General features: G+C 67.2%; 23 protein-coding genes and 1 riboswitch. Of the genes, 13 read left to right on the top strand and 10 right to left on the bottom strand.

Annotated features, from left to right (window positions below):
* Positions 1 to 24: 24 nt before the first annotated feature.
* Both VPH47_RS20095 and VPH47_RS20090 read left to right on the top strand, forming a co-directional pair.
* Positions 25 to 1,044, top strand: a complete 1,020-nt coding sequence (locus VPH47_RS20095; protein WP_008264781.1) for a ribonucleotide-diphosphate reductase subunit beta — start codon at positions 25 to 27, stop codon at positions 1,042 to 1,044.
* 216 nt (positions 1,045 to 1,260) lie between these two features.
* Positions 1,261 to 1,893: a hypothetical protein gene (locus VPH47_RS20090; protein ID WP_368851663.1), complete on the top strand. Its 633-nt coding sequence runs from the start codon at positions 1,261 to 1,263 to the stop codon at positions 1,891 to 1,893.
* 34 nt (positions 1,894 to 1,927) lie between these two features.
* Here the strand turns inward: VPH47_RS20090 and VPH47_RS20085 are convergent, their stop codons facing one another.
* Positions 1,928 to 2,563, bottom strand: coding sequence for a LysE family translocator (locus VPH47_RS20085; protein WP_110710749.1), 636 nt, complete (start codon positions 2,561 to 2,563; stop codon positions 1,928 to 1,930).
* A gap of 90 nt (positions 2,564 to 2,653) precedes the next feature.
* On the opposite strand from VPH47_RS20085, the gene VPH47_RS20080 reads away from it, so the two are divergent.
* The 3 genes from VPH47_RS20080 to VPH47_RS20070 all read left to right on the top strand — a co-directional run bounded on the left by VPH47_RS20080 (position 2,654) and on the right by VPH47_RS20070 (position 5,193).
* Positions 2,654 to 3,055: an acyl-CoA thioesterase gene (locus tag VPH47_RS20080; protein ID WP_004153688.1), complete on the top strand. Its 402-nt coding sequence runs from the start codon at positions 2,654 to 2,656 to the stop codon at positions 3,053 to 3,055.
* Between the two features lie 56 nt (positions 3,056 to 3,111).
* Entirely contained in the window at positions 3,112 to 3,918 is an 807-nt protein-coding gene (locus tag VPH47_RS20075; protein ID WP_164161773.1) for an NAD-dependent protein deacetylase, read from the top strand.
* A gap of 174 nt (positions 3,919 to 4,092) precedes the next feature.
* Positions 4,093 to 5,193 (top strand): NADH:flavin oxidoreductase/NADH oxidase, encoded by a 1,101-nt coding sequence (locus tag VPH47_RS20070; RefSeq protein WP_368851662.1) that lies wholly within the window; start codon positions 4,093 to 4,095, stop codon positions 5,191 to 5,193.
* A gap of 3 nt (positions 5,194 to 5,196) precedes the next feature.
* Here VPH47_RS20070 and VPH47_RS20065 read toward each other — a convergent pair whose 3' ends face one another.
* A complete protein-coding gene (locus VPH47_RS20065) occupies positions 5,197 to 6,108 on the bottom strand; it encodes a LysR family transcriptional regulator (RefSeq protein WP_110710752.1) in 912 nt (303 codons plus the stop codon).
* A gap of 114 nt (positions 6,109 to 6,222) precedes the next feature.
* Here VPH47_RS20065 and purU point away from each other — a divergent pair, with 114 nt between their 5' ends.
* Positions 6,223 to 7,074 (top strand): formyltetrahydrofolate deformylase, encoded by an 852-nt coding sequence (purU, locus tag VPH47_RS20060; RefSeq protein ID WP_368851661.1) that lies wholly within the window; start codon positions 6,223 to 6,225, stop codon positions 7,072 to 7,074.
* A gap of 112 nt (positions 7,075 to 7,186) precedes the next feature.
* Here purU and pncA read toward each other — a convergent pair whose 3' ends face one another.
* The 4 genes from pncA to VPH47_RS20040 form a co-directional block, all read right to left on the bottom strand.
* A complete protein-coding gene (gene pncA, locus VPH47_RS20055) occupies positions 7,187 to 7,813 on the bottom strand; it encodes a bifunctional nicotinamidase/pyrazinamidase (RefSeq protein WP_153856739.1) in 627 nt (208 codons plus the stop codon).
* Positions 7,814 to 7,869: 56 nt separating this feature from the next.
* Entirely contained in the window at positions 7,870 to 8,556 is a 687-nt protein-coding gene (locus tag VPH47_RS20050) for an epoxyqueuosine reductase QueH (protein WP_368851660.1), read from the bottom strand.
* A 160-nt stretch (positions 8,557 to 8,716) separates the two neighbouring features.
* Positions 8,717 to 8,946: riboswitch (cobalamin riboswitch) on the bottom strand.
* An 85-nt stretch (positions 8,947 to 9,031) separates the two neighbouring features.
* The gene (locus VPH47_RS20045) at positions 9,032 to 10,441 is read right to left on the bottom strand and encodes a nicotinate phosphoribosyltransferase (protein WP_368851659.1); all 1,410 of its coding nucleotides are present in this window, start codon (positions 10,439 to 10,441) and stop codon (positions 9,032 to 9,034) included.
* A 64-nt stretch (positions 10,442 to 10,505) separates the two neighbouring features.
* Positions 10,506 to 11,561 carry a bifunctional nicotinamide-nucleotide adenylyltransferase/Nudix hydroxylase gene (locus tag VPH47_RS20040; protein ID WP_180854551.1) on the bottom strand — a complete coding sequence of 352 codons (1,056 nt, stop codon included), beginning with the start codon at positions 11,559 to 11,561 and terminating at the stop codon, positions 10,506 to 10,508.
* A 188-nt stretch (positions 11,562 to 11,749) separates the two neighbouring features.
* Between VPH47_RS20040 and VPH47_RS20035 the strand changes: the two genes are divergently transcribed.
* Positions 11,750 to 13,642 carry a patatin-like phospholipase family protein gene (locus VPH47_RS20035; protein ID WP_368851658.1) on the top strand — a complete coding sequence of 631 codons (1,893 nt, stop codon included), beginning with the start codon at positions 11,750 to 11,752 and terminating at the stop codon, positions 13,640 to 13,642.
* Positions 13,643 to 13,716: 74 nt separating this feature from the next.
* Here VPH47_RS20035 and VPH47_RS20030 read toward each other — a convergent pair whose 3' ends face one another.
* Positions 13,717 to 14,670, bottom strand: coding sequence for a DUF1028 domain-containing protein (locus tag VPH47_RS20030; RefSeq protein WP_368851657.1), 954 nt, complete (start codon positions 14,668 to 14,670; stop codon positions 13,717 to 13,719).
* A gap of 424 nt (positions 14,671 to 15,094) precedes the next feature.
* Positions 15,095 to 16,462, bottom strand: a complete 1,368-nt coding sequence (locus tag VPH47_RS20025) for a short-chain fatty acyl-CoA regulator family protein (RefSeq protein ID WP_368851656.1) — start codon at positions 16,460 to 16,462, stop codon at positions 15,095 to 15,097.
* Between the two features lie 115 nt (positions 16,463 to 16,577).
* Between VPH47_RS20025 and VPH47_RS20020 the strand changes: the two genes are divergently transcribed.
* From VPH47_RS20020 to mmsB, 5 genes are read left to right on the top strand one after another with little or no spacing between them, the layout of a single operon-like run.
* On the top strand, positions 16,578 to 18,083 hold the full coding sequence (locus tag VPH47_RS20020; protein ID WP_049399840.1) for a CoA-acylating methylmalonate-semialdehyde dehydrogenase: 1,506 nt from the start codon (positions 16,578 to 16,580) through the stop codon (positions 18,081 to 18,083).
* Positions 18,084 to 18,097: 14 nt separating this feature from the next.
* Positions 18,098 to 19,264, top strand: coding sequence for an acyl-CoA dehydrogenase family protein (locus VPH47_RS20015; RefSeq protein ID WP_368851655.1), 1,167 nt, complete (start codon positions 18,098 to 18,100; stop codon positions 19,262 to 19,264).
* Positions 19,261 to 20,058, top strand: coding sequence for an enoyl-CoA hydratase (locus VPH47_RS20010; protein ID WP_087921197.1), 798 nt, complete (start codon positions 19,261 to 19,263; stop codon positions 20,056 to 20,058). Before VPH47_RS20015 ends, VPH47_RS20010 begins: the two co-directional genes overlap by 4 nt.
* On the top strand, positions 20,055 to 21,230 hold the full coding sequence (locus VPH47_RS20005) for an enoyl-CoA hydratase/isomerase family protein (RefSeq protein ID WP_368851654.1): 1,176 nt from the start codon (positions 20,055 to 20,057) through the stop codon (positions 21,228 to 21,230). Before VPH47_RS20010 ends, VPH47_RS20005 begins: the two co-directional genes overlap by 4 nt.
* Complete coding sequence (gene mmsB, locus VPH47_RS20000) at positions 21,227 to 22,117, top strand: 3-hydroxyisobutyrate dehydrogenase (RefSeq protein WP_368851653.1); 891 nt, start codon at positions 21,227 to 21,229, stop codon at positions 22,115 to 22,117. The genes VPH47_RS20005 and mmsB overlap by 4 nt, the downstream gene beginning before the upstream one ends.
* Positions 22,118 to 22,270: 153 nt before the next feature.
* On the opposite strand, the gene VPH47_RS19995 is transcribed toward mmsB, so the two are convergent.
* The gene (locus tag VPH47_RS19995) at positions 22,271 to 22,696 is read right to left on the bottom strand and encodes an organic hydroperoxide resistance protein (protein ID WP_014035621.1); all 426 of its coding nucleotides are present in this window, start codon (positions 22,694 to 22,696) and stop codon (positions 22,271 to 22,273) included.
* Positions 22,697 to 22,807: 111 nt separating this feature from the next.
* Complete coding sequence (locus VPH47_RS19990) at positions 22,808 to 23,764, bottom strand: cation diffusion facilitator family transporter (RefSeq protein ID WP_049399847.1); 957 nt, start codon at positions 23,762 to 23,764, stop codon at positions 22,808 to 22,810.
* 242 nt (positions 23,765 to 24,006) lie between these two features.
* On the opposite strand from VPH47_RS19990, the gene VPH47_RS19985 reads away from it, so the two are divergent.
* A complete protein-coding gene (locus tag VPH47_RS19985; RefSeq protein ID WP_368851652.1) occupies positions 24,007 to 25,461 on the top strand; it encodes a SulP family inorganic anion transporter in 1,455 nt (484 codons plus the stop codon).
* Positions 25,462 to 25,481 lie beyond the last annotated feature (20 nt).

Raw genomic sequence — 25,481 nt, 5'->3', positions numbered from 1 at the left:
ACCCAGGAATTCAAGGAAACACCCATGGCCGACAAGCCCAAGCAGATGCTGCTCGATCCCGGTTTTGAACTGACCCTGCGCCCGATGCGCTACCCGCAGTTCTATGACATGTACCGGAATGCGATCAAGAACACCTGGACGGTGGAAGAGATCAACTTCCAGATCGACATCACCGACCTGCACAGCAAGATGTCGCCGGGTGAGCGCCACCTGATCCACCGCCTGGTCGCGTTCTTCGCCACCGGCGACTCGATCGTCTCCAACAACCTGGTGCTGAACCTGTACCAGCACTTGAACGCGCCCGAAGCGCGCATGTACCTGTCGCGCCAGCTGTATGAAGAAGCGCTGCACGTGCAGTTCTACCTGACCCTGCTCGACAACTACCTGCCGGATCCGGAAGAGCGCGTCAAAGCCTTCGCCGCGGTGGAGAACATCGACTCGATCAAGAAGAAGGCCGATTTCTGCTTCAAGTGGATCGACTCGATCCAGGACCTGAAGCGCATCGAGACCCGTGCCGAGCGTCGCCAGTTCCTGCTCAACCAGATCTGCTTCGCTGCGTGCATCGAAGGCCTGTTCTTCTTTGCTGCGTTCGCCTACGTGTACTACTTCCGTTCGCGCGGCCTGCTGCCGGGCCTGGCCTCGGGCACCAACTGGGTGTTCCGCGACGAAAGCGCGCACATGGAGTTCGCGTTCGAGTCGGTGCGCGTGGTACGTGAGGAAGAGCCGGACCTGTTCGACGACGAGATGAAGCAGCAGGTCTACGACATGCTGGCCGAAGCCATCGAATGCGAAGTGCAGTTCGCCGAGGACGTGCTGTCCGGTGGCGTGGCCGGCATCTCGACCCGTGACATGCGCCAGTACCTGCAGCACTGCGCCGACCAGCACTTCGCCAAGCTGGGCATGGAGAAGAAGTACAACGTGCGCAACCCGCTGCCGTTCATGGAGCTGCAGGACGTGCAGGAGCTGACCAACTTCTTCGAACGCCGCGTCTCGGCCTACCAGGTCGGCGTGCAGGGCGAAGTCGCCTTCGACATGAACTTCTGATCGAACCGGTCAGGCCTGTCGCAACGAGAAACCCCGGCCAGCGCCGGGGTTTTTTTGTGCTTGCTGCGCTCGCCGGGCATGGCCCGGCGCCACCGGCCGGCTTCGCGCGGGCCTGTGTAGAGTCGCGCCATGCTCGACTCACGCGTGTGGCGCGCAAGGGCATAATCTGCATTGATGGTCGATCATGGCCCAGTGTCGACTCTGGTGGAGTACAGGATGTTGATCGTCGAAAGCGAATTTTTGAATGGCCATCTTGCCGCGCTCAGGGAGGAGTTCCATTCATTCGCCGCGGCAATGGAATCGGCACTTTCGGCGTGCAGGGACAAGGTCGTCGATTGGAAGTACTCCGTGGGCGAGGCCTTGCAGCTTGTTCCCTATGAGCATCTTGTTCCCAGCGTTCTGGAGACGAAGGGGCGTGTGCTTCGCGAGCCGACGCGGAAGGAATTGAACTCAAAGCGCCTGGTGAAGCATGGGCTTGATGAAGGCGGGATGCCGATCATCGAGATCCGCCGGCTGGATGCGGATGTTGAACGCTATGGGGAGCTGGTGAGATTCATCAGCGGTGACGTGATCGTGAGCTGCCACCTTTTCGACAACGAGAAGCACCGAAACAGGTTGATGTCACTGACCAGAATGATCAGGCAAAGCGATGCCGTACATTACGTATCTGCGAACCCGCCTCATCAATGGGCAGTGAGATCCGACCAGCTGCTTGGCAGCAGGATCTCCAGAAGTTCAATCATGGCGACAAGCTGGTACAAGCAGATGGACTATGACTTCGTGTACGGCACAACAGGACGGCTTGATGCAATCCTGATCGGTGACCATACGCATTGGTCGGCCGAGTAAGCCCGCAGCGATCAGGCAAGCGTCCCGTCCGCCGCTACCGCCGCCCTTCCACCGCCATGCGCACTGCCAGCCCGGCCAGCACCGTGCCCATCAGCCAGCGCTGCACCACCTGCCAGGTCGGGCGCGCGGCCAGGAAGCCGGCGATGCTGCCAGCGGTCAGCGCGATGATGCCGTTCACGGTCACACTCACCGCGATCTGGGTGGAACCCAGCACGATCGACTGCATCAGCACGCTGCCTTCGCCGTCCGGATGCAGGAACTGCGGCAGCAGTGACAGGTACATCACCGCCACTTTCGGGTTCAGCAGATTGGTCAGGAAGCCCATCGTGAACAGCTTGCGCGGGCTGTCCTGCGGCAGGTCGCGTACCGCAAATGGTGAACGGCCACCGGGCTTGAGCGCCTGCCAGGCCAGGTACAGCAGGTACAGCGCGCCACCGATGCGCAGCGCGTCGTAGGCGAACGGTACGGTCATCAGCAGGGCGGTGATGCCCAGCGCCGCGCACAGCATGTAGAACACGAAGCCCAGCGCGACGCCAGCCAGCGAGATCAGGCCAGCGGTCGGCCCCTGGCAGATCGAGCGCGAGATGACGTAGATCATGTTCGGCCCGGGCGTGAGCACCATCGCCAGCGAAACCAGCGCAAAGGCCAACAGGTCGGAGGTGGCAGGCATGGGCAATCCTGGCAGGGGGCGTGGCGCAGTGTAGCGTCGCCTGCACGGGGCCTGGCTTAAAATTGCCGTACCCCACACCGAAGCACCCCCATGACCCCGATCCCCGAGACCGTGCCGCCCACCGAAGTGCGCATGGCCGAAATCGTCTTCCCCAACCACACCAACCACCTCGGCACCCTGTTCGGTGGCCAGGCGCTGGCGTGGATGGACAAGGCCGCGTTCCTGGCCGCCGCCCGCTACTCGCGCCGCACCGTGGTGACCGCGCGCAGCGACCAGGTCGACTTCAAGCTGCCGATCCGCATCGGCCAGATGGTGGAAACCATTGGCCGCATCGTCGAAGTCGGCCGCAGTTCGATGAAGGTCGAGGTCGAACTGGTCGCCGAAGACCTGCACAGCGGCGAGCGCAAGCTGTGCACCCGCGGCCACTTCGTGATGATCGCGCTGGACGAGGAAGGCCACCCGATCGCGGTGCCGCCGCTGCCGGCGGCCTGAGCCCGCCGACTGAACCGGCGCTTGCGGGGGCGCTTGCGCGCCCCCATCTGGAAGCCATGACCCCACCGCTGACCGACTTCATCGACCGCGCCCAGCGCTTGTTCGTGCTGACCGGCGCCGGCTGCAGCACCGCCTCGGGCATTCCCGATTACCGCGATACCGACGGCCAGTGGAAACGCACGCCGCCGGTGACCTACCAGGCCTTCATGGGCGAGGCGGCCACCCGCCAGCGCTACTGGGCGCGCAGCCTGCTGGGTTGGCCACGCTTCGGCCTGGCCCGGCCCAACGGCACCCACCAGGCCCTGGCCGCGCTGGAAAGCCGGGGCAAGCTGCAGCTGCTGCTGACCCAGAATGTGGACGGCCTGCACCAGCGCGCCGGCAGTCACAACGTGATCGACCTGCATGGCCGCCTGGATCTGGTGCGCTGCATGGGCTGCGAGCGTCGCAGTGGCCGCGAGGACTTCCAGCAGCGCCTGCTGGACGCCAATCCCGGCTGGGACGCGCTGGAGGCAGGCATCGCGCCCGATGGTGATGCCGATCTGGAGACCGATTTTTCCACGTTCGTGGTGCCCGACTGTCCGCACTGCGGCGGCCTGCTGAAGCCCGACGTGGTGTTCTTCGGCGAAAACGTGCCGCGCGAGCGGGTGGCGGCGGTGCACGATCATCTGCAGCAGGCTGATGCGGTGCTGGTGGTGGGGTCGTCGCTGATGGTCTATTCCGGCTTCCGCTTCGTGCAGGCGGCGGCCAGGGCAGGGCTGCCGGTGGCGGCGCTGAACCGTGGCCGTACCCGTGCCGACGACCTGCTGTTGTTCAAGGATGAGCGGGACTGCGCTGAAGCGCTGGCGTCGGTTATCGCTGGATAGAGTCTGCTATCGCGTGCAGCGCGGGCTTTTCGCCGCCGTTGGAAAAGCAGTCGACTGGCAGTCGACTCTACCGAGAACCCGCCCCCGCGAAACAGCGATCCATCCAGACGGTTGATTCACAGGCCGTGCGGCGGTGCAATACGCCCCCTCCATCCGCCTGACCCCCGCATCGCCGTGACCCAGCTGTTTTCGCCGATCTCGTTCGGCCCCCTGACCCTGTCAAACCGCATCGTCATCGCGCCGATGTGCCAGTACTCCGCCGAAGATGGCCGCGCCAGCGACTGGCACGCCATGCACCTGGGCAACCTGGCGCAGTCCGGCGCCGGCCTGCTGATCCTGGAAGCCACCGCGGTCGAACCGCGCGGCCGCATCAGCTGGGCCGACCTGGGCCTGTGGGACGACGGCACCGAGGCCGCGCTGGCACAGGTGCTGACCAGCGTGCGCCGCTGGTCGCCGATGCCGCTGGGCATCCAGCTGGGCCATGCCGGCCGCAAGGCCTCGGTGAGGCGTCCTTGGGACGGTGGTGGCCAGTTGCCGGCCGACGATGCGCGTGGCTGGGCCACCGTGGCGCCGTCGCCGCTGCCGTTCCATGCCGCCGATCCGGCACCGCAGGAACTGGACGAAGCCGGCATCGCCGAGGTCATCGCCGCCTTCGCCGCCAGTGCGGTGCGCGCCGAGCGCCTGGGTTTCGAGTTGATCGAGCTGCATGGTGCGCACGGTTACCTGCTGCACCAGTTCCTGTCGCCGCTGAGCAACCGCCGCACCGATGGCTACGGTGGCTCGCTGCCGAACCGCCTGCGCCTGCTGGTGGAGGTGTTTGATGCGGTGCGTGCGGCGGTGTCCGACAAGGTCGCCGTGGGCGTGCGCATTTCCGCCAGCGACTGGGTCGATGGCGGCTGGGACCTGGTGCAGAGCGAGGCCCTGGCCCAGGTGCTGGACGCGCGTGGCTGCAACTTCCTGCATGTCTCCAGCGGCGGCCTCGACGAGCGCCAGAGGATCACCGTCGGCCCGGGCTATCAGGTGCCGTTCGCAGCGGCGATCAAGGCCAAGGTGCGCATGCCGGTCATCGCCGTGGGCATGATCACCGAACCGGAGCAGGCCGAATCGATCCTGCGCCATCGCCACGCCGATGCCGTGGCCCTGGCGCGCGGCATCCTCTACGACCCGCGTTGGCCGTGGCATGCCGCCGCCGCATTGCGCGACAGCGTGGAACCGGCGCCGCAGTACCTGCGTTGCGAGCCGCGCGATGCGCGCGGCGTGTTCAAGGCGCGCTGAGGCTCACACCCGCCAGGCCGGCGCCATGCCGGCCTGCAGGTGCTCGAACAGCGCGCGGATTTTGGCAGTGAAATCGCGGCGGTCGCTGACGCAGAAATAGACTTCCATCGGCTCCGGGCGCCACGTCGTGTCGGCGCCGAACACCGCCTGCAGGCGGCCATCGCGCAGGTACGGCTCGGCCACGAATGCAGCCAGCCGGGTGATGCCGGCGCCGGCCGCCGCCAGCGTCGCCAGTGCGTCGATGTCATCGCAGACCATGCTCGGCGGCAGCGCGGCGTCCACGCGCTGACCGTCCTTCAGCAGGCCCCAGCGCAGCGGCCGGCCATCGGTGGGGAAGCGATGCAGCAGCCCGCGATGGCCGCCCAGGTCGGATGGCTGCTGCGGGGTGCCGTGTGCCTTCAGATAGGCCGGCGAGGCGCAGAACACGAACGGCACGCGCGCCAGCTGCCGCGCGACCACACCGTCTTCCAGCTGCGCGCCGATGCGGATACTGGCATCCACCGCCTCTGGACCATGCTGCACGGCACGGTCGGTCAGCCGCAGTTCCAGCTGCAGCTGCGGGTAGCGTTGCTGCAGTGACGGCAGCAACGGTGCCAGCACGTGGCGGCCGAACGCGCTGCTGCTGGCGATGCGCAGCGGCCCGGCCGGTTCGATGTCACCGGAGGTGACCATCGCCTGTGCACGCGCCAGGTCGGCTTCGATGTGGCGCACCTGCGCCAGGTACAGCGCGCCAGCCTCGCTGAGCGCCAGCTGCCGCGTACTTCGGTTCAGCAACCGTACGCCCAGATGCGCCTCCAGCCGGTTGATGTTCTGGCCGACTGCGGTGGCGCTGATGCCAAGGATGCGGGCCGCGGCGGCAATGCTGCCGGTCTCTGCGGTGCGGGTGAAGCTGCGGATCAGTTGCAACAGGTTCATGACCGACCAGCTTGCCATGGAGAAACCCAAGTATCGCTTGGGACTGAACCAAGCAGGTCGGTTGCATCGGTGACCATCGATCCCGAGGACAGGCTGCTGCCCTACACTCGGGCGATGCGCCCCGATTCCATCCTCACCCTGTCCTGCCCCGACCGTACCGGCATCGTCTACCGCGTATCCGGCCTGCTGTTCGACCACGGCTGCAACATTCTCGACGCCCAGCAGTTCGGCGACGAGGAGAGCGGCCGCTTCTTCCTGCGCGTGCATTTCGATCGCGATGCTGGCCTGCCGCTGGAGACCGTGCACGCCGCCATGGCCACGCTCGCCGCCGGCTTCGGCATGGACTGGCAGCTGCATGATGGTCGCCGCCGCGCACGCCTGCTGGTGCTGGTCAGCAAGCAGGGGCACTGCCTCAACGACCTGCTGTTCCGTGCCCACAGCGGCCAGCTGAAGGTGGACATTGCCGCAGTAGCGTCCAACCACGCCGACTTCGCGCCATTGGCCGCGTCCTACCAGGTTCCGTTCCACCACCTGCCGGTGACCGCCGATACGCGTGCGGTGCAGGAGCAGCAGATCATCGACCTGGTCGAGCGCGAACACATCGACCTGGTGGTGCTGGCGCGCTACATGCAGATCCTGTCACCCACGCTGTGCCGCGCGCTGGCCGGCCGTGCGATCAACATCCACCACAGCTTCCTGCCCAGCTTCAAGGGCGCGCAGCCGTACCACCAGGCGCACGCGCGCGGGGTCAAGATCATCGGCGCCACCGCGCACTACGTCACCGAGGATCTGGACGAAGGACCGATCATCGAACAGGACGTGGCCCGCGTGGATCACGCCATGGCGCCGCGCGAGCTGGTGCGGCTGGGCAGCGATACCGAATCGCTGGTGCTGGCCCGCGCCGTGCGCCGCCATGTGGAGCACCGCATCCTGCTCAATGGGCACCGTACAGTCGTGTTCCGGTAGTGCCGGCCGCTGGCCGGCAACAGCAGAGATCCCGGGGTTGCCGGCCAGCGGCCGGCACTACCGTTTCGGGTCGGATTACCGGTAGCGCCGGGCCGTGCCCGGCGGTGGTGGCTCAGATGATCGCGATCCCCGCCTTGCCCAGCGCCTCGCGCACCATCGCGTCGTTGGCGTCGGTTACCGGCTTGGTCAGCTCCCACAGGAACTTCACCCGGAAGCCGGACTTCACCGCGTCCTGTGCGCTCCACAGCACGCAGTAGTCGCGGGCCAGGCCGCACACATGCACTTCGCGGATGCGGCGTTCGTGCAGCCAGCCGGCCAGGCCAGTGGCCGGGCGCTCGCCATCGGGGCCATGGTTCTCGCGGAAGGCGCTGTACGAATCCACCTGTTGGCGCGTGCCCTTGCGCAGGATCAAGTCGGCCACCGTCCAGTCCACGCCCGGGTGCAGCGCGGCACCGGCGCTGCCCTGCACGCAATGGTCCGGCCACAGGGTCTGCGGCTGCGCGTGCAGCAGGATGGTCTCGAACGGGCGCTGGCCGGCGTGCTGGCTGGCAAACGAGGCATGGTCGGCGGGGTGCCAGTCCTGGGTCGCCACCACGGTGCGGTAGCGGCGCTGTGCCAGCAGATCGGCAATCGGTGCCACCAGCGCATCGCCCTGGTCGCAGGCCAGCGCGCCACCAGGCATGAAGTCCGGCTGCAGGTCGATCACCAGCAGGGCGACATCGGCGGGCAGGGCAGTCATGGTGGGTCCAGCGCGAACTCAAGGGGCGACCAGCGTGGCCGCCCCATGCCTGCACGTCAATCGCCCTGCGGCGTCTCAGCGTCCTGCCCGTAGTACAGCAGGCCGATCTTGATCCGCTCGCGGCCATTCTCGCGGCGGTGGCGATTGGCATCGCGCAGCGAATACACGCAGCCGCAGTATTCCTGCTGGTAGAACTGCTCGCGCTTGCTGATCTCGATCATGCGGCTGGCACCGCCGCCCTTGCGCCAGTTGTAGTCCCAGTACTGCAGGCCTTCATAGCGCGAGGCGGCGCGGATGCCGCAGTCGTTGATCTGCGCCATGTTCTTCCAGCGCGAGATGCCCAGCGACGAACTGATGGTGTCGTAGCCATGCTCGTGCGCGTACAGCGCGGTGCGCTCGAAACGCATGTCGAAGCACATCGTGCAGCGGATGCCGCGCTCGGGCTCGTTTTCCATGCCGCGCGCACGGCTGAACCAGTTGTCGGTGTCGTAGTCGCAGTCGATGAACGGGATGTCGTGCTGTTCGGCGAAGCGGATGTTCTCCTGCTTGCGCAGTTCGTACTCCTTCACCGGGTGGATGTTGGGGTTGTAGAAGAAGATCGCATAGTTGATCCCGGAGGCGGTGATCGCCTCCATCACTTCGCCGGAGCAGGGCGCGCAGCATGAATGCAGCAGCAGGCGCGTGCCGTCGGCGGGCAGGGTCAGGGTGGGGCGTTGGAGCTCGGTCATCGTCAGGTACCGCATGGACCGCCGGCAACGGCGGTGGCCCATGCATCAGCGCGTGGGTGAACAGGTCTGGCCGGATACCGTGAACAGGACGCGCGCGGCCGCGCGGCCCGCATGCGCAGGACGACGACGGCCCCGGCAACCTCCCCGCGGAGATTCCAGGTCGAGTCAGGGGACGGTCGTGTCCCCCGGCCGGGGCCGGTATTCGGGCTGATGGACACGGGCCGCAGCCCACCTACTACCCACCGCTTCCCAGGCGTGAGCCCAGTGCTGTTGGCAGGATTCGTTTCCATTCACCGCTGCGGGGCAGCTCCGGAATGGGCGCGCGAGGCGCCTTCACCGGATTCCCGTTTAAATCCCTCCCCACGCCGGAGCGATGGGAGGGATACCTTCGGCGTGTGCAAAGTGGACCTGTTGGTGGCGCGGGTCAAGGGGCACCGGGGTCGGAGCCCATTGCGCTGCAACGGGATCCGACCCCGGTCGGGATGCACCTTCAATGCCCCACAGCAGCCCGCGTGCGGATGTCGTCCAAGCGCTGGTCGTGCAGCAGACGGCCGTTCTCCCACACGGTCACCATCGCATCCTCGAAGCCGTCCGGCAGGGTGTCGTCGCCGTTGGCCGGCAGCGGCACCGTGTGCAGGCTGCCGTCATCCAGACGCCGCAGCAGGCGCATGCGGCCGCGCTTGCTGGTCTTGCCGGCGTCGGTGATCGGGTCCTTGTAGACATCAATCCACTCACCGTCCACCCGTGCGGCCGAGCACTTCAGCGCGAACTTCTGCGTATCGCGGTCCAGCCGCTGCAGCAGTGCACCGCCCATGCCGAAGGCCACGTTGTCGGCGGCGTAGCCGTCGTCGGTGATGCGCTGCAGGATGGCCCGGATCGTGTCCGGGTTGATGCCATCGCCCTGGATCACCCGCACGTGGTTGAGCACGCGGTAGCCCTTGCCGTTGAAGGTGTGGCCGAAGGCTTCGTCCAGCCGGCGCAGGCTTTCGGCCACCACCTCCACCGGGTCGCCCGAGTCGGGGCGGATGACCAGGGTGGCGCCCGAGGCGATCACTTCATCGCGCAGCGTCGTGCCCCAGTGCTCGCTGATCGCGTGGTAGATGTCGTAGCTGTCCGATACCACCGCCATGATCGCGCCGGGCTTGCCGAACCGGCGCAGCATGTTGAGGTAGGCGTCCACCTCGCGCTCGCGGCCCCAGCTGGTGATGGTGCTGTGCTCGGCGGCGGGAATCGAATAGCCCGCCATCGGCGCGTGATAGTGCGCACGGGCCAGGCACAGGGCCGAGACGGTATCGGTGCCGAGGAAGTTGACCAGATGCGCGGCACCGCCCAGCGCGGCCGATTCCAGGCTCGAGACGCCGCGCGCGCCGAAGTCGTGCAGCTTGAACGGCAGCTGCCCCTGCGGGTCGTCGCTGGTCTGCTGCAGGAACGCGGCAATGGTCTGCCGTGCATGCCAGCTGATGGTGGCCACGGTGACCGGGTACCACACGCGCAGCAACAGCGTTTCCAGGTACGACGGTACCCAGAACGCGGCCGGATCGGTCGATTCGATGGTCATCAACGCCTGGTGGGTGGGCACTACGCTGCCCTCGGGCACGGCGCGGATGCGCACCGGCAGGTGGCCGCCAAGCCGGTCGACGATATCGCGCCAGCCGGCTTCGTTGAACGGTTCGCCATGCGCGGCGAACACCGCAGCGGCGTCGTCGATGTCGGCGTGGGTGACCGGCCTTGCCAGGGCGTCCTTGAGGATCGCCTGCAGGCCGAAGAACACCGTGCGATCGTGCAGGCCGCCGCGCGATTCCACGTAGAAGAAGGTGGCATCGGTACCCGGCGGGTACTGCAGCCAGTGGCTGGCCTTGTAGCTGTCGGTGTTGAGGAGAAGATTATCGAGGTAATGCATGACGGAAGCTCCTTCGCGTCGGGTGGCACCGGCGGTCTATCCGCCAGTGGGAAAGCCGGGCCTGTCAGCCGCGGCCGAGGAAATACTCCAGGATGTGCAGGTGGTCTTCGTACAGCTGCGGGCCCATCTCCAGTGCTTCGCTCACCGGGATCCAGCGTGCCTTGTCGGCGTCGTCGCCGCCGCGCACCGGCGGCAGGTCACCGGCCGGAAACTCGAAGTGGAAGCCGTGGGTGATGGTGCGGCCGCGCTGGCTGCGGTCGGGGTGGTCGAATACCTGCTGGCCCTTCAGCGATCCCTTCAGCACCGGCAGCGGAATCTTCAGCCGGGTTTCCTCGCGCAGTTCGCGCAGGCAGCTGTCGAGCAGGCTCTGCTCCTGGCCGACGAAGCCGCCGGGCAGCGCCCACAGCCCCTTGCCGGGTTCCGAACGGCGACGCACCAGCAGCACGTGGCCCGAATGCACCACCACCGCATCGGTGGTGACGAAGGTGGGCGCGTAGGGCGCATCCTTCCAGGCGGCCTTGTACTGTTCGATGAAGCGGTACTCGGCCACCAGTTGGCCATAGGCAGGCGCGCTCCTGCGGAACGCTTCGAGCATGTCGTACACCGGCGCCGGCACATTGCCACGCAGCATCAGCAGCGCGCCGTGGAAGTCGACGTCGCCGGCTTCGAACAGGTAGCGCCGCAGCTCGGTGGCCGACAGGGTGGCGGTGTGCTGCACGTCCACCAGCGGCCACTGCGGGAATTCGCGCAGGTAGTAGCTGGAGGCGTCCTTGTCCATGCCGATCAGGCCCACCTTTGCATCGGCGGCGGCACCGTCGTTGCGCAGGGCTTCGGCCACCTGGCGCTGCACATTGGCGATCCACTGCGCTTCGTTGTACAGGTGGTCGCGCAGCGGGCGGATCAGCAGGCGGTCGGTGTGGCCATCGAGGGCGGCCTGGATCATCACGGCGCGTTCGGCCACGGTCCAGGGATTGCGCAGGCTGCGGGGGGTATCGGCAGAGCCGACCAGGAAGATCAGCTTGCGGGCCCGGCTCAGGGCCAGGCGGGCAACGGCGGCATGGCCGTTGTGGAAGGGCTCGAATCGCCCGATGAAGACGAGATAGTCGAATTCCATGAGAATCCCTCATGTCGTTGTGGCAGCCGCGGGTCTGTCCCTTGGCTTGCTGCAGATGCTACGCCGATGGCGGGGCGGGTCAAGCCTGCAGGCATGCCTTCCGCTGAACGCCGAAGATTGCTGCCGGGACTGCGCTGCTGTTCTCAGGCCCTGAGAAGCCTCTGCGCCATACTGGTACCCACGCGGCGGACGGCATGCTCGGGGGCAAGACAGTGGCGGACAAGTACTGCGATCTGGTCATGAAAGGCGGCATCACCAGCGGCATCGTGTACCCCAATGCGGTACTGGCGCTGGCGCGCGAGTATCGCTTCAAGAGCATCGGCGGCACTTCGGCCGGTGCCATCGCTGCGGCGGTGGCGGCTGCGGCGGCATGCGGTGATCGCCGCCAGCAGGCCGGCGAGCACCTGCCCGGCGATGCCGGCTATGGCGGGTTGTCGGCGGTGTCGGCGCAGCTGTCGCGGCGCGGTTTCATCTACAGCCTGTTCCAGCCGGCACGGGGCGCACGCGCCGCCTACCGGCTGCTGGTGGTGCTGACCGGCAATGCCAGCCTGCCGCACAAGCTGCTGTGCCTGGCCGTTGCGGTATTCGAGATCGCGCCGCTGGAAGTGCTGGTGTCGTTGGCACTGCTGCTCGGCCTGGGCTGGTGGGGCGGTGGCTGGAGCGGCGTGGCCGCCACACTGCTGCCGTCGCTGCTGTGCGCGTACGGTGCCGGCGTGGCCGGTGCCGCGCTGCGGGTGGCGCGGGTGGCGCGGCGCAATCTGCTGGGCCTGTGCAGCGGCCTCGGCCGCGATGCACGCACGCCGGCGTTGACCGAGTGGCTGCACGCGTGCCTGCAGCAGTTGTCCGGCAAGCCGCTGGATGCACCGCTCACGTTCGCCGACCTGCACGATGCGCCACGCTATGCCGGCGAGCCGGACAGCCCGCATGCGATCAGCCTGCAGATGATCACCACCTGCGTGTCGCACAACGAGCCGCGTACGTTGCCGCTGGGCGGCGCGCAGTTCTGGTTCCTGCGCGAGGAGTTCGAGCAGCTGTTCCCGGCCAGCGTGGTGCAGTGGCTGGTGACGCAGGCCGGCCCGCCGCTGGAGGTGGAAGGGCGCCGGTACTACCACCTGCCGCAGGGCCCGAAGCTGCCGGTGCTGGTGGCCACGCGCATGAGCCTGAGCTTCCCGCTGCTGATCAGCGCGGTGCCGTTGCATGAGCCCTCGCGCCGCGAGCGTCGCTGCGAACCGACCGCACCTGCCGCCGACCAGGAGCACAACGTGGCCGACAGCATGGAAGGGCTGACCAGTGCCGGGCAGACCTGCGGACCGGTGATCACCGCGTTCCGCATCTGCTGGTTCTCCGATGGTGGCATCAGCAGCAACTTCCCGATTCATCTGTTCGATGCCGCCCTGCCGCGCTGGCCAACCTTCGCCATCAATCTGGTTTACCCGCAGCACGCCGAAGACGTGAGCCACGGCAGCAGTGGTCGCCAGGCGCTGGAACATGCCGTGTTCCTGCCCACCGAGAACCGCCACGGCTGGCAGCGCACCTATCAGTCGATCGCCACGCCGTTGGCGGCCGCCGAGCTGGGCCGCTTCCTGTTCGCGGTGGTGGCGACCATGCAGAACTGGCGCGATCTGCTGCAGGCGCGCGCGCCGGGCTACCGCGACCGCATCGTGCACGTCAGCCTGCAGGGCGACGAAGGCGGCATGAACCTGGACATGCCGCAAGAGGTGCTGACCCGCATCGCCGACAAGGGCAGCCTGGCCGGTGCGCGCTTCTGTTCGTTCTCGTTCGAGAACCACTACTGGATCCGCTGGCGCAACCTGGCCTCGGCCTACCAGCGCTACACGCTGGAAGTGGCACGCACCGATGACCCGGCGCAGCAGGTACTGGCCTACCGTGCGGCGTACGCGATGGTTGCCAGTGGCCAGCCGACGCCACCGTCATACAAGCTGGGTTCGGAAGACAAGCGGCTGGCCTCGCAGCAGTTGTGGGGGTTGATGGTCGAGCAGGGACGTACCTGGGAAGACCTCGGCCCGGACCTTACTGACGGCGCACCGCGTCCGCTGCCGCAGATGAAGGTCACGCCGATCTACTGATCTCCGCCGCAGCCGATTGAACTGTTCTGGTGGGTGCCGACCTTGGTCGGCACGATCTGACCCCCTGCGGTGCCTCATCGCCACGGCGCCACCACCGCATCACCCTGCAATGGCGCATACAAGGGCAATGCCAGCTCCAGTTTCACCCAGCCCGGATTAAGCGCACGCAGTCCTGCCAGATACTCGCGCGCCAGCGCGGTATCGCCCTGCCGCATCGCCAGGCGCGCAGCGCGCGCCCAGGTGCGGTCCCAGCCGTGTGCCAGCGACAACGAGGTCGCCAGTGCCGCGCGCGCCCCTGCCACATCGCCTTTCTCCCAGCGCTGCTCGGCGCGGATGATCGCCTCGTTGGACAGGCGCATGTCGTACAGCTCGCGCAGTCTCGCCACGGCGCGTGGATCGGCGTCCACACGCAGGTCGGTGTCCTGCCAGTCGCCGCCGGGCGTACGCACCAGCAGCGCCGCCGACCACTGCCCGCTGCGCTGGCCACCCGCGGCCTGGCCAGCTTCCAGCGCCACCAGCAGGCGCGCCGCCAACTCACCCTGCGATGCGGTGAAGGCGCGCTGCATCGCGGCCAGCACCTGCGGCCCAGCCAGGCCATTGCCCTGTACGCTCAGCATGCCTTCGCCCTGCGCACCGGCCCAATCCGCCTGCTGCGCGGTAGCGCCGGTGTACTGCGCATTGCCACCGCGCGCGCTGACCAGCCCCACCTGGCGCTCGGCAAGCGTGGTGCCATCGAAGTTGTCGTCTTCATCGAGCAGCTGCTTCAGCACCTGGGCAGGCGTGCGGCCTTTGGCCATCAACTCCAGACCCTTCGACCCATAGGTCGGGTTGGTCTCGAACTGGCTGGCGACCGCGCCCACCTTCGCCTGCGCCCACGGTACACCCACGCCCCCGACCGCCAGATTGTGCGTGGCCACCGCCACCCCGCAGTCGCCGGCCGCGTTGCAGGCGGCAATGGAGAACGTCGCCCACGCCGGCGCAGCGAAGGCAGCGAGCAGCAGGACCAGGCAGGAACGCAGCAGGGACATGGCCAACTCCGTGGGCAGGCATTGCAATGGGATGCAGCCTACGCACGAAAGGTTTAGTAGATCCACGCCATGCATGGATGAATGTCCATCGAAATCGAATATTTCGAACATTCATCGAAGATCATCCACGCATGGCGTGGATCAAGCGTGTCGACCAAGGTCGACACCCACCAAGAGCAGCGTGCCGACCAACGGTCAGCACCCACCCACAGCAGCGGGAACCTGTCGAAGGCGGGGGGGGGGGGCGGATTGCGGGGTGTCCGCGGCATGGATGCCGCGGCCAAGCCCCCAGGGACGGGTTCACGGCGTCCCCGCAATCCGACACCGCCCCGCCATCCCACGGAATGCCAGCTTTTGCTTTTGAGGTTGCCGGCCAGCGGCCGGCACTACCGCAGGTGCAGGGCGCAGCCCTGCCGAACCAACCCTACCGCCCCGGCAACTGCGCGAACGCACGCTGCATGCAGTCCTCCCGCGGGCACACCCGGCACCCCGGGCCGATCGACACCGAGTTCCCCGGGCTCTGCACATCCAGCCCCAATGAATACACCAGTCGCTCGGCATGCTGCAGATCGCAGCCCAGCGCTACCGCGAACGTCTTCCGCGGTTGGCCATGCCCCACCGGCCCGCTGCTGACCTGCCGCGCCAGCCAGAAGTGGCGCCGCCCATCGGGCATGCGCGCGGTCTGGGTCAGGATCCGCCCCGGCTGGTTGAACGCCTCGTAGACGATCCACAGCGGGCACGAGCCGCCCACCTGCGAGAAATGGAAATCGGTGGCCGAATGACGCTTGGACACATTGCCGGCGCGATCCACGCGGATGAAGAAGAACGGCAGCCCGGGCGCACTGCGCCGCGCCAGCGTGCTCAGCCGGTGGCAGACCGCTTCGAAGCCGACGCCGAACTGATGCGCCAGCAGTTCGATGTCGTAGCTGCTGGTTTCGGCCGCACGCAGGAAGCGCATGTACGGCATCACCAGCGCGCCGGCGAAATAGTTGGAGAGACCGATCCGCGCCTGCGCGATGCGTGCCTCATCGGTGAACCCGGCGCGCGCCACCACCGCATCGATCTGCGGCAGGTAGCCGTGAAGGGCCAGCTCGGCCGCCATCTGGAACGCCTGCTGGCCGGGCTCCAGGTAATCGGGCAGCCACAGCCGCCGCGCATCGGCATCGTATTGCCGCTTCTCGCGCCCGGCCTGCAGTGCGGCCACTTCCACCAGCACGCCATGGCGGTCGGCCAGCAGCTGGCGCAGCCGCAGTGCCACGTGCCCGGGCGACAGCCCCCATTCGGCGAACAGCTGCTCGGCCAGCTCGTCCAGCTCGGGAATGTGGTTGTGCATGCGGTTGAAGAATTCGCGGACCTGGTCGCCGGCCGGCAGGGTGCTGCCAGCACCGGGCTCGCCCAGCTGGAACTCCAGCGCGGCGGCATGCTCGCGCAGCGCCAGGTGGCGGCGGTGCAGGTCCAGCAGCGCGCGGCTGACCTGCGGCAGGTTGCCGGCCAGCGCGCGCAGTTCGGTGGCGCTGACCTCGGCCAGGCCCAGGTCACGCAGGGTCTCGCCCAGCGCTTCCTGCAGGGCGGCGGGCTCATCCTCGTCGAACAGCGCGGAAACGTCGCCCAATACCTCGCCCAGCTTCTTCTGCACTGCTGGCGTGAGTGGGCGCTTGTTGCGCTCGATCTGGTTCAGGTAGCTGGCCGACAGCCCCAGCGCCCGAGCCAGATCCGCCTGGCTGTAGCCGCGCTGCTCGCGCAGCCGCAGCAGGCGCAGGCCAAGTTGTCGCTGGGGGGCTGAATAATTCACAGAATTAACATGAATCGTCTGGCGTGTTGGCCAGATTAAGCGGATTCAGCCCGGAAATCGAGGTGGGTGCTGTGAATAATGCCAAGCATCTTTCGCACCCTGTGGGATTGTCGTCATGACTGTTGCAGCGCCCCGTATCCGCATGCTGATCGATGGCCAGTTCGTTGAATCGGCCACCTCCCACTGGCAGGACGTGATCAATCCGGCCACCCAGGACGTGCTGGCCAAGGTGCCGTTCGCCACCACCGGCGAAGTGGACGCCGCCGTCGCCGCCGCCAAGGAAGCCTTCAAGACCTGGCGCAAGACCCCGATCGGCACCCGTGCGCGCATCTTCCTGAAGTACCAGCAGCTGATCCGCGAAAACATGAGCGAGCTGGCCCACATCCTTACCGCCGAACAGGGCAAGACCCTGCCGGACGCCGAAGGCGATGTGTTCCGCGGCCTGGAAGTGGTCGAGCACGCCGCCGCCATCGGCAACCTGCAGCTGGGCGAGCTGGCCAACAACGTGGCCAATGGCGTGGACACCTACACGATCATGCAGCCGCTGGGTGTGTGCGCCGGCATCACCCCGTTCAACTTCCCGGCGATGATCCCGCTGTGGATGTTCCCGATGGCGATTGCAACGGGCAACACCTTCATCCTCAAGCCGTCCGAGCAGGACCCGATGGTCACCATGCGCCTGGTCGAGCTTGCGCTGGAAGCCGGCATCCCGAAGGGCGTGCTGAACGTCGTCCACGGCGGCGAGGAAGTGGTCAACGCGATCTGCGACCACCCGGACATCAAGGCCGTGTCGTTCGTCGGTTCCACCCGCGTCGGCACCCACGTCTACAACCGTGCCTCGCTGGCCGGCAAGCGCGTGCAGTGCATGATGGGCGCCAAGAACCACGCCGTGGTGCTGCCGGACGCCAACAAGGAACAGACCCTCAACGCGATGGTCGGCGCCGCCTTCGGTGCCGCGGGCCAGCGTTGCATGGCCGCCTCCACCCTGGTGCTGGTCGGTGAAGCACGCAACTGGGTGCAGGACCTGGTCACCAAGGCCAAGACCCTGAAGGTCAGCGGCGGCACCGTGGCCGGCACCGACGTCGGTCCGGTCATTTCCTGCAGCGCCCGCGAGCGCGTGGAAGGCCTGATCGCCTCGGGCGTGGAGCAGGGCGCCAAGCTGGTGCTCGACGGCCGCAAGCCGCAGGTCGATGGTTTCGAGAAGGGCAACTTCGTCGGCCCGACCATCTTTGCCGGTGTCACCACCGACATGCGCATCTACCAGGAAGAAATCTTCGGGCCGGTGCTGGTCATCCTCGAAGCGGAGACGCTGGAAGAGGCCATCGCGATGGTCAACAGCAACCCGAACGGCAACGGCACCGCACTGTTCACCCAGTCCGGCGCGGCCGCGCGCAAGTTCCAGGAAGACATCGACGTGGGCCAGGTCGGTATCAACGTGCCGATCCCGGTGCCGGTGCCGCTGTTCTCGTTCACCGGTTCGCGCGCCTCCAAGCTGGGCGACCTGGGCCCGTACGGCAAGCAGGTGGTGCTGTTCTACACCCAGACCAAGACGGTCACCGCGCGCTGGTTCGATGACGAGACGCTCAGCCATGGCGTCAACACCACGATCAGCCTGAAGTAACGGCAGGAGCAGCCATGAGCCACTCGATGACGACGGAACTGGAAGAAGCGCAGCAGGCGTACCGCGAGGCGGCGCGCGACTTCGCACAGGCCGAACTGGCGCCGCACGCCGCGCGATGGGATGCGGAGGGCATCTTTCCGCGCGAGGCGATCGCCAAGGCTGGTGAACTGGGCTTCTGCGGCCTGTACATGGACCCGGAAGTGGGCGGCAGCGGCCTGAGCCGACTGGACGCCGCCGTCGTCATCGAGGAGCTCGCCAACGTGGATCCGTCGACCGCGGCGTACATCAGCATCCACAACATGGCCTCGTGGATGGTGTCCAAGTGGGGCCAGCCGGCGCTGCGCAATGCGTGGGGCCAGGATCTGGCCGCTGGCCTCAAGCTGGCCTCGTACTGCCTGACCGAACCCGGTGCCGGTTCCGATGCGGCCTCGCTGAAGACCACCGCCGTGCGCGATGGCGACTTCTATGTGCTGAACGGCTCGAAGGCCTTCATTTCCGGCGCCGGTGCCACCGAGCTGCTGGTGGTGATGGCGCGTACCGGTGGTGCCGGTGCCGGCGGTGTCAGCGCCATTGCGGTGCCGGCCGACCTGCCGGGCATCAGCTTCGGCCGCAAGGAAGAGAAGATGGGCTGGAACAGCCAGCCCACCCGTGGCATCACCTTCGAAAACGTCCGCGTACCGGTCAGCCACCTTCTGGGAGAGGAAGGCGGCGGCTTCAAGCTGGCGATGAAGGGGCTCGATGGCGGCCGCATCAACATCGCCGCCTGCTCGCTGGGCGCCGCGCAGGGTGCGCTGGACGCTGCACGCCGTTACATGGGCGAGCGCCGCCAGTTCGGCAAGGCACTGGCCGAGTTCCAGGCACTGCAGTTCAAGCTGGCCGACATGGTCACCCAGCTGGTGGCCGCCCGGCAGATGGTGCACACCGCTGCGCGCAAGCTCGATGCCGGTGCCAGCGACGCCAACGTGTGGTGCGCGATGGCCAAGCGCTTCGCCACCGATGCCGGTTTCAACGTCTGCAACGAAGCACTGCAGATCCACGGTGGCTACGGCTACATCCGCGAATACCCGATCGAGCGCCTGCTGCGTGACTGCCGCGTGCACCAGATCCTGGAAGGCACCAACGAGATCATGCGGGTGATCGTTGCCCGTCACCTGCTCAACACCGAAGAGGAACTGCGATGAAGGATTGGCGTACCCAGGAGCACGTGGGCCTGAAGGTCGAGGTGGATGGCCACACCGCCGTGGTCACCCTGAACAACCCGCCGGCGCATACCTGGACCGTGCACAGCCTGTCGGCGCTGCGCGACCTGGTGGGCGCGCTCAACGCAGACCGCGACATCTACGCGCTGGTGATCACCGGTGACGGCGAGAAATTCTTCTCCGCCGGTGCCGACCTCAACCAGTTCGCCTCCGGCGACAAGGCCGCTGCACGTGAAGCCGCGCGCCGCTTCGGTGAAGCCTTCGAGGCGCTGTCCGGTTTCCGTGGCGTGTCGATCGCCGCGATCAACGGCTATGCCATGGGTGGCGGCCTGGAATGCGCGCTGGCCTGTGATCTGCGCATCATTGAAGACCATGCCCAGGTTGCGCTGCCGGAGGCCACCGTCGGCCTGCTGCCGTGCGCCGGTGGCACCCAGAACCTGCCGCGCCTGGTTGGCGAGGGCTGGGCCAAGCGCATGATCCTGCTGGGCGAGCGCATCAACGCCGAGACCGCGCTGCGCATTGGCCTGGCCGAAGAAAAGGTCGGCAAGGGCGAAGCCAAGGCGCTGGCGCTGGAATGGGCGAAGAAGGCCGGCAAGCAGAGCCCGACCAGCATCGCCGCCTGCAAGACCCTGGTGCAGGCCACCCGCACCGGCACCCACGCTTCGGCGCTGGTGGCCGAACGCGAAGCCTTCGTCGATCTGTTCGACACCGCCGACCAGGTCGAGGGCGTGACCGCCTTCCTGGAAAAGCGCGCTGCGCAGTGGAAGAACGCATGAGCACCGACACCGCTGCCGACGACGCACCGGTGCTGTTCGAAGAGCGCGCAGCCGGCAATGGCACGCGCATCGGCATCGCCACGCTCAACGCGCCGCGCACGCTCAACGGCTTCTCGCTGCCGATGGCGCACCTGCTGCTGAAGCAGTTGAATGCCTGGGCCGACGACGACGGCATCGCCATGGTGGTGCTGCAGGGCGCCGGTGAAAAGGCGTTCTGCGCCGGCGGCGACCTGCACAGCCTGTACAAGAGCATGGCCGCCTTCCGCGAGGCCGGCCGCAGCGACATCCGCGAGAACGACTACGCGGCCGAGTTCTTCGACGTCGAATACCGCGTCGATTACCTCATCCACACCTATGCCAAGCCGATCCTGTGCTGGGGCCATGGCATCGTGATGGGCGGTGGCATCGGCCTGATGTCCGGTGCCAGCCACCGCGTGGTCAGCGAGCGCTCCAAGCTGGCCTTCCCGGAAATCACCGTCGGCCTGTTCCCGGATGTGGGCGGCAGCTGGCTGCTGCCGCGCGTACCCGGCAAGGGCGGCCTGTTCCTGGCCCTGACCGGCGCACTGCTCAATCCAGGCGATGCCATCTACGCCGGCCTGGCCGACGTGCATGTGGCCGAAGAACGCCGCAGCGCAGTGTTCGACGCGCTGCTGCAGGTCGCGTGGTCCAGCAACGCCGCACACAATCACGAACGGCTCAGCCATCTGCTGCAGTCGCATGCCAGTGACGCCGCCACCGGCCCGCTGCTGGCCAATGCGGCGCAGGTTGATGCGTTGTGCGAAGGCGATGACCTGCAGGCCATCATTGCGCGCATTGCCGGTCTGCAGACCGACGATGCCTGGCTGCAGGCCGCACAGAAGACCCTCGCCGCCGGTGCACCCGGTTCGGCACGGCTGTCGTACGAGCTGCAGCGCCGCAGTGCCGGCCAGGACCTGGCCGCGATCTATCGCCTGGAGTACATCGTCGCCCTGCATTGCGCCGCCCACGGTGATTTCGCCGAAGGCATCCGTGCGCTGCTGATCGACAAGGACCGCAATCCACAGTGGAATCCGGCCGCCCTGGCCGAGGCCACCGGCGCGTGGGCCGACACCTTCTTCGCTTCCCCCTGGGCCGCTGCCGCGCATCCGCTGGCCGACCTGGGCACTCCCCTTGTTGAAAGGAGCCTTGCATGAGCCGCATTGCATTCATCGGGTTGGGCAACATGGGTGGCCCGATGGCCGCCAATCTGGTCAAGAACGGCCATACCGTGCGCGTGTTCGATCTGGTCCCGGCCGCGGTGCAGGCCGCCGTCGATGCCGGCGCCAGCGCGGCCGCGTCGGCGCGCGAAACCCTGACCGATGCCGAGGTGGTGATCTCGATGCTGCCGGCCAGCCGCCACGTCGAAGGCGTGTACCTGGGCGACGACGGCATCCTCGGCGCGATCCCGGCCGGTGCGCTGGTCATCGACTGCAGCACGATCGCCCCGGCCAGCGCCCGCAAGGTCTCCGAAGCCGCTGCCGCACGTGGCCTGCAGATGATCGACGCGCCGGTATCCGGCGGTACCGCCGGTGCCCAGGCCGGCACCCTGACCTTCATCGTCGGTGGCGAGGAGGATGCGCTGGAGCGCGCTCGCCCGGTGCTGCAGGCAATGGGCAAGAACATTTTCCATGTCGGCGCCAGCGGTGCCGGCCAGGTCGCCAAGCTGTGCAACAACATGGCGCTGGGCGTGATCATGGCGGTCACCGGCGAAGCCATCGCCCTCGGCGTGGCGCACGGGCTGGACCCGAAGGTGCTGTCGCAGATGATGGCCGTCAGCACCGGCCGCAGCTGGGCCACCGAAGTGTGCAACCCGTGGCCGGGCGTGCTGGAAAACGCCCCGGCCTCGCGCGGCTACAGCGGCGGCTTCGGCAGCGATCTGATGCTGAAGGACATGGGCCTGGCGGTGGAAGCGGCGATGAGTGTCGGCGCTTCGATTCCGCTGGGCGAAGTGGCCCGCAACCTGTACTCGATGAACCACCAGGCCGGCCGCGGCAAGCTGGATTTCTCCAGCGTCGTGCAGCTCATCACGAGCGAAAAGTGACCTGGTAGTGCCGGCCGCTGGCCGGCAACCTCATGCCCCCGTGCGGGACAACGAAGGTGGGATGGGCGGATGTTCGGTTTCGACCGGCATCCGCCCATTTTTTTTGGGGTCGGATCCCTTTCGCAACGCGAAAGGGCTCTGACCCCGGTCCCATCAGGCAACGATCAGCGTCACGTCGATGTTGCCGCGGGTGGCGTTGGAGTACGGGCACACGATGTGCGCCTTCTGCACCAGCTCTTCCAGCTGCTCGCGCGGCACGCCCGGAGCGCTGATGGTCAGCTCGGCTTCGATGCCGAAACCGGTCGGGATCTGGCCGATGCCGACCTTGCCGGTCACGGTGGTGTCGGCCGGCAGCGCGACCTTGGCCTGGCCGGCCACGAACTTCAGCGCGCCCAGGAAGCAGGCCGAGTAGCCGGCCGCGAACAGCTGTTCCGGGTTGGTGCCCGGGCCGCCGGCGCCGCCCAGCTCGCGCGGGGTCGACAGCTGGATGTCCAGCACGTTGTCGGAAGAGACGGAACGGCCTTCACGGCCGCCGGTGGAGGTGGCCTGGGCGGTGTACAGAACCTTTTCGATGGACATCGGGATGCTCCTGGTCGGTGGGTGGGTGTTGCGTTGGAGCCTACTTTGCCCGGTTTCCGCGTACGTTGGGTTGCAATGCGTACGAAAAACTTGATCGATCGTCCTGCTGGCCTAGATCGTCCACTCGCGGTCAGTGGTGAACATGATGGTCAGCCAGCGGTCCGGCGAGGCTTCGCCCAGCGCATCGCCGATCTCGTCGCGCAGCTGATCCCATTCCACCAAGGGCCGCGGTGGGTCGTTTTCCGGCACCACGAAGAACAGCTCGATCTGCTCGCCACGCCCCACCTGGGCCACGTAGCTGCGGTGCTCGACGAAACCGTGCTTGGCCACGATCCCGCGTGCCACTGCATCCACATGGGCCTGCAGTTCCGGCGGGGTGACCAGCAGGATGCCGGCCAGCGCCCGGCGCACGGTGCCGAGCGGGGCGATCATCACCAGCACGCAGACGAAGGCGAGGATGGCCGGGTCGATGTACGGCCCGACCCAGGCCCACGAGGTGCCCTGTACCAGCACGCCGCCGAGGAAGGCCAGCAGGTAGCAGGCCGACATGCTGGCGGCGATCACCCAGTTCTTCGCGTCCAGCGCGATGAACTCCGAACCGATGCGACGGTTGGCGCGCAGGATGAACCAGGCCAGCGCGGCTTCGCCCACGATCGACAGCCCGGCGAAGGCGATGGCTGGGCCGAGCGCGATATGGCGGCCCCCGGACATCAACGCGTCCACCGCATTGACCAGTGCATACAGCGCCGCACCGATCATCAGTGTGCCGCTCACCCCCAGCACGATCGGCTCCAGGTGCCAGAAGCCCATGGTGAAGCGCTGGTTGAGCCGCGATTGCAGCGCATCGGTCTGTGTGGACAGCGCGATCAGGCGCGCCACCAGCAGCGACAGCCAGGTCATCACCACGTCGATCAGGCCGTAGATGCCGTCGAAGATGATCAGCGAAGAATTGGCCAGCAGGCCGAACACCACCGCCGCCGCGGCCAGCAGCAGCGAAGCGGCGATCGACAGGCGCAGCACGCCCTGTTCGGTGGCGGGGTCGAAGAACTGCGGGCGGTTGGCGGCCATGGTTCAATTGTAGAGCGGAGCCAGGCTCCGCTGCCTTTCGCAGCCTCCGCCGGCCAACCGTGCTACCTCCGTGGGGCCGCTTCCCGTAGACTGCGCCCCTCCCACGTACCGACGCCCGCCTGCAGTGATCACGCCACCCTGACCCTTGCCGCACATCGGCAGCCGGCCTGCCCGGCTCAGGAACCCGTGTCTTTCCACTGCAGCGCCATGCGGCCACGCCCGCCTGTGCGCGGAGCTTTCCCATGCAAACGTCCTACCCCCTGCGCCAGCAATGGCTCGGCAACATCCGTGGCGACCTGCTGTCCGGCATCGTCGTCGCCCTGGCCCTGATTCCCGAGGCCATCGCCTTCTCGCTCATCGCCGGTGTCGACCCCAAGGTCGGCCTGTACGCCGCGTTCTCGATTGCCGTCATCACTGCCATCGCTGGCGGCCGCCCCGGCATGATCTCCGCCGCCACCGGTGCAATGGCGCTGGTGATGGTCGACCTGGTCAAGGACCACGGCCTGCAGTACCTGTTCGCTGCCAGCATCCTGGCCGGGTTGCTGCAGGTACTGGCCGGCGTGTTCAAGCTCGGCGCGTTGATGCGTTTCGTCTCGCGCTCGGTCATCACCGGCTTCGTCAACGCGCTGGCGATCCTGATCTTCCTGGCACAGATGCCCGAGCTGATCGGTCGCGGGCCTACGGTCTATGTGCTGTGCGCCGCCGCGCTGGCGATCATCTACCTGCTGCCACGCATTACCCGCGCCGTGCCATCACCGCTGGTGGCCATTGTGGTGCTGACCGCCGTGGTGATCGGCTTCGGCGTTGACGTACGCAGCGTCGGTGACATGGGCCAGTTGCCTGACAGCCTGCCGCATTTCCTCATTCCCGATGTGCCGCTTACCTGGGAAACGCTGCGCATCCTGCTGCCGGTGTCGGCCACGCTGGCCGTGGTCGGCCTGCTCGAATCGATGATGACCCTGCAGATCGTCGAGGACATCACCGAGACGCCCAGCGAGCGCAACCGCGAATGCGTCGGCCAGGGCGTGGCGAACACGGTCACCGGCTTCCTCGGTGGCATGGCCGGTTGCGCGATGATCGGCCAGTCGGTGATCAACGTGGCCTCCGGTGGCCGCGGCCGCTTGTCCTGCCTGGTGGCTGGCGTGTTCCTGCTGGTGCTGGTGGTGTACGGCAGCGATCTGGTACGGCAGATCCCGATGGCGGCGCTGGTGGCAGTGATGATCATGGTCAGCATCGGCACCTTCAGCTGGCGCTCGCTGCGCGACCTGCGCACGCATCCGCGCAGTTCCTCTGCGGTGATGCTGCTGACCGTGGTGGTCACCGTGGCCACCCACGATCTGGCCAAAGGCGTGCTCAGCGGTGTGCTGCTGTCGGCCCTGTTCTTCGCGCGCAAGGTCGGCCGCATGCTGGACGTGCAGCGCGACGATGCCGGTGACACGCAGGTCTACCGCGTGCGCGGGCAGGTGTTCTTTGCCTCGGCGGGGCAGCTGGGTGCGGCGTTCGATTACCAGCACGTGGCGCCGAAGGTGCAGATTGATCTGCGCGATGCCCACCTGTGGGACCTGACTGCCGTGGCCGCGCTGGAGCGGGCGCAGGAAAAGCTGGCCGCGCACGGTGCGGAGGTGACGGTGGTGGGGCTCAATGCGGCCAGCCAGACGTTGATCGAGCAGGTGGGCGGCGCGCGCGGGGGGCATTGAGTCCGCAGCGCGCCCCAGGT

Source organism: Stenotrophomonas sp. WED208, assembly GCF_040984485.1.
In the GTDB taxonomy this organism is placed as follows: Bacteria; Pseudomonadota; Gammaproteobacteria; order Xanthomonadales; family Xanthomonadaceae; genus Stenotrophomonas; species Stenotrophomonas riyadhensis.
This window is presented reverse-complemented; position numbering and strand designations above follow the sequence as displayed.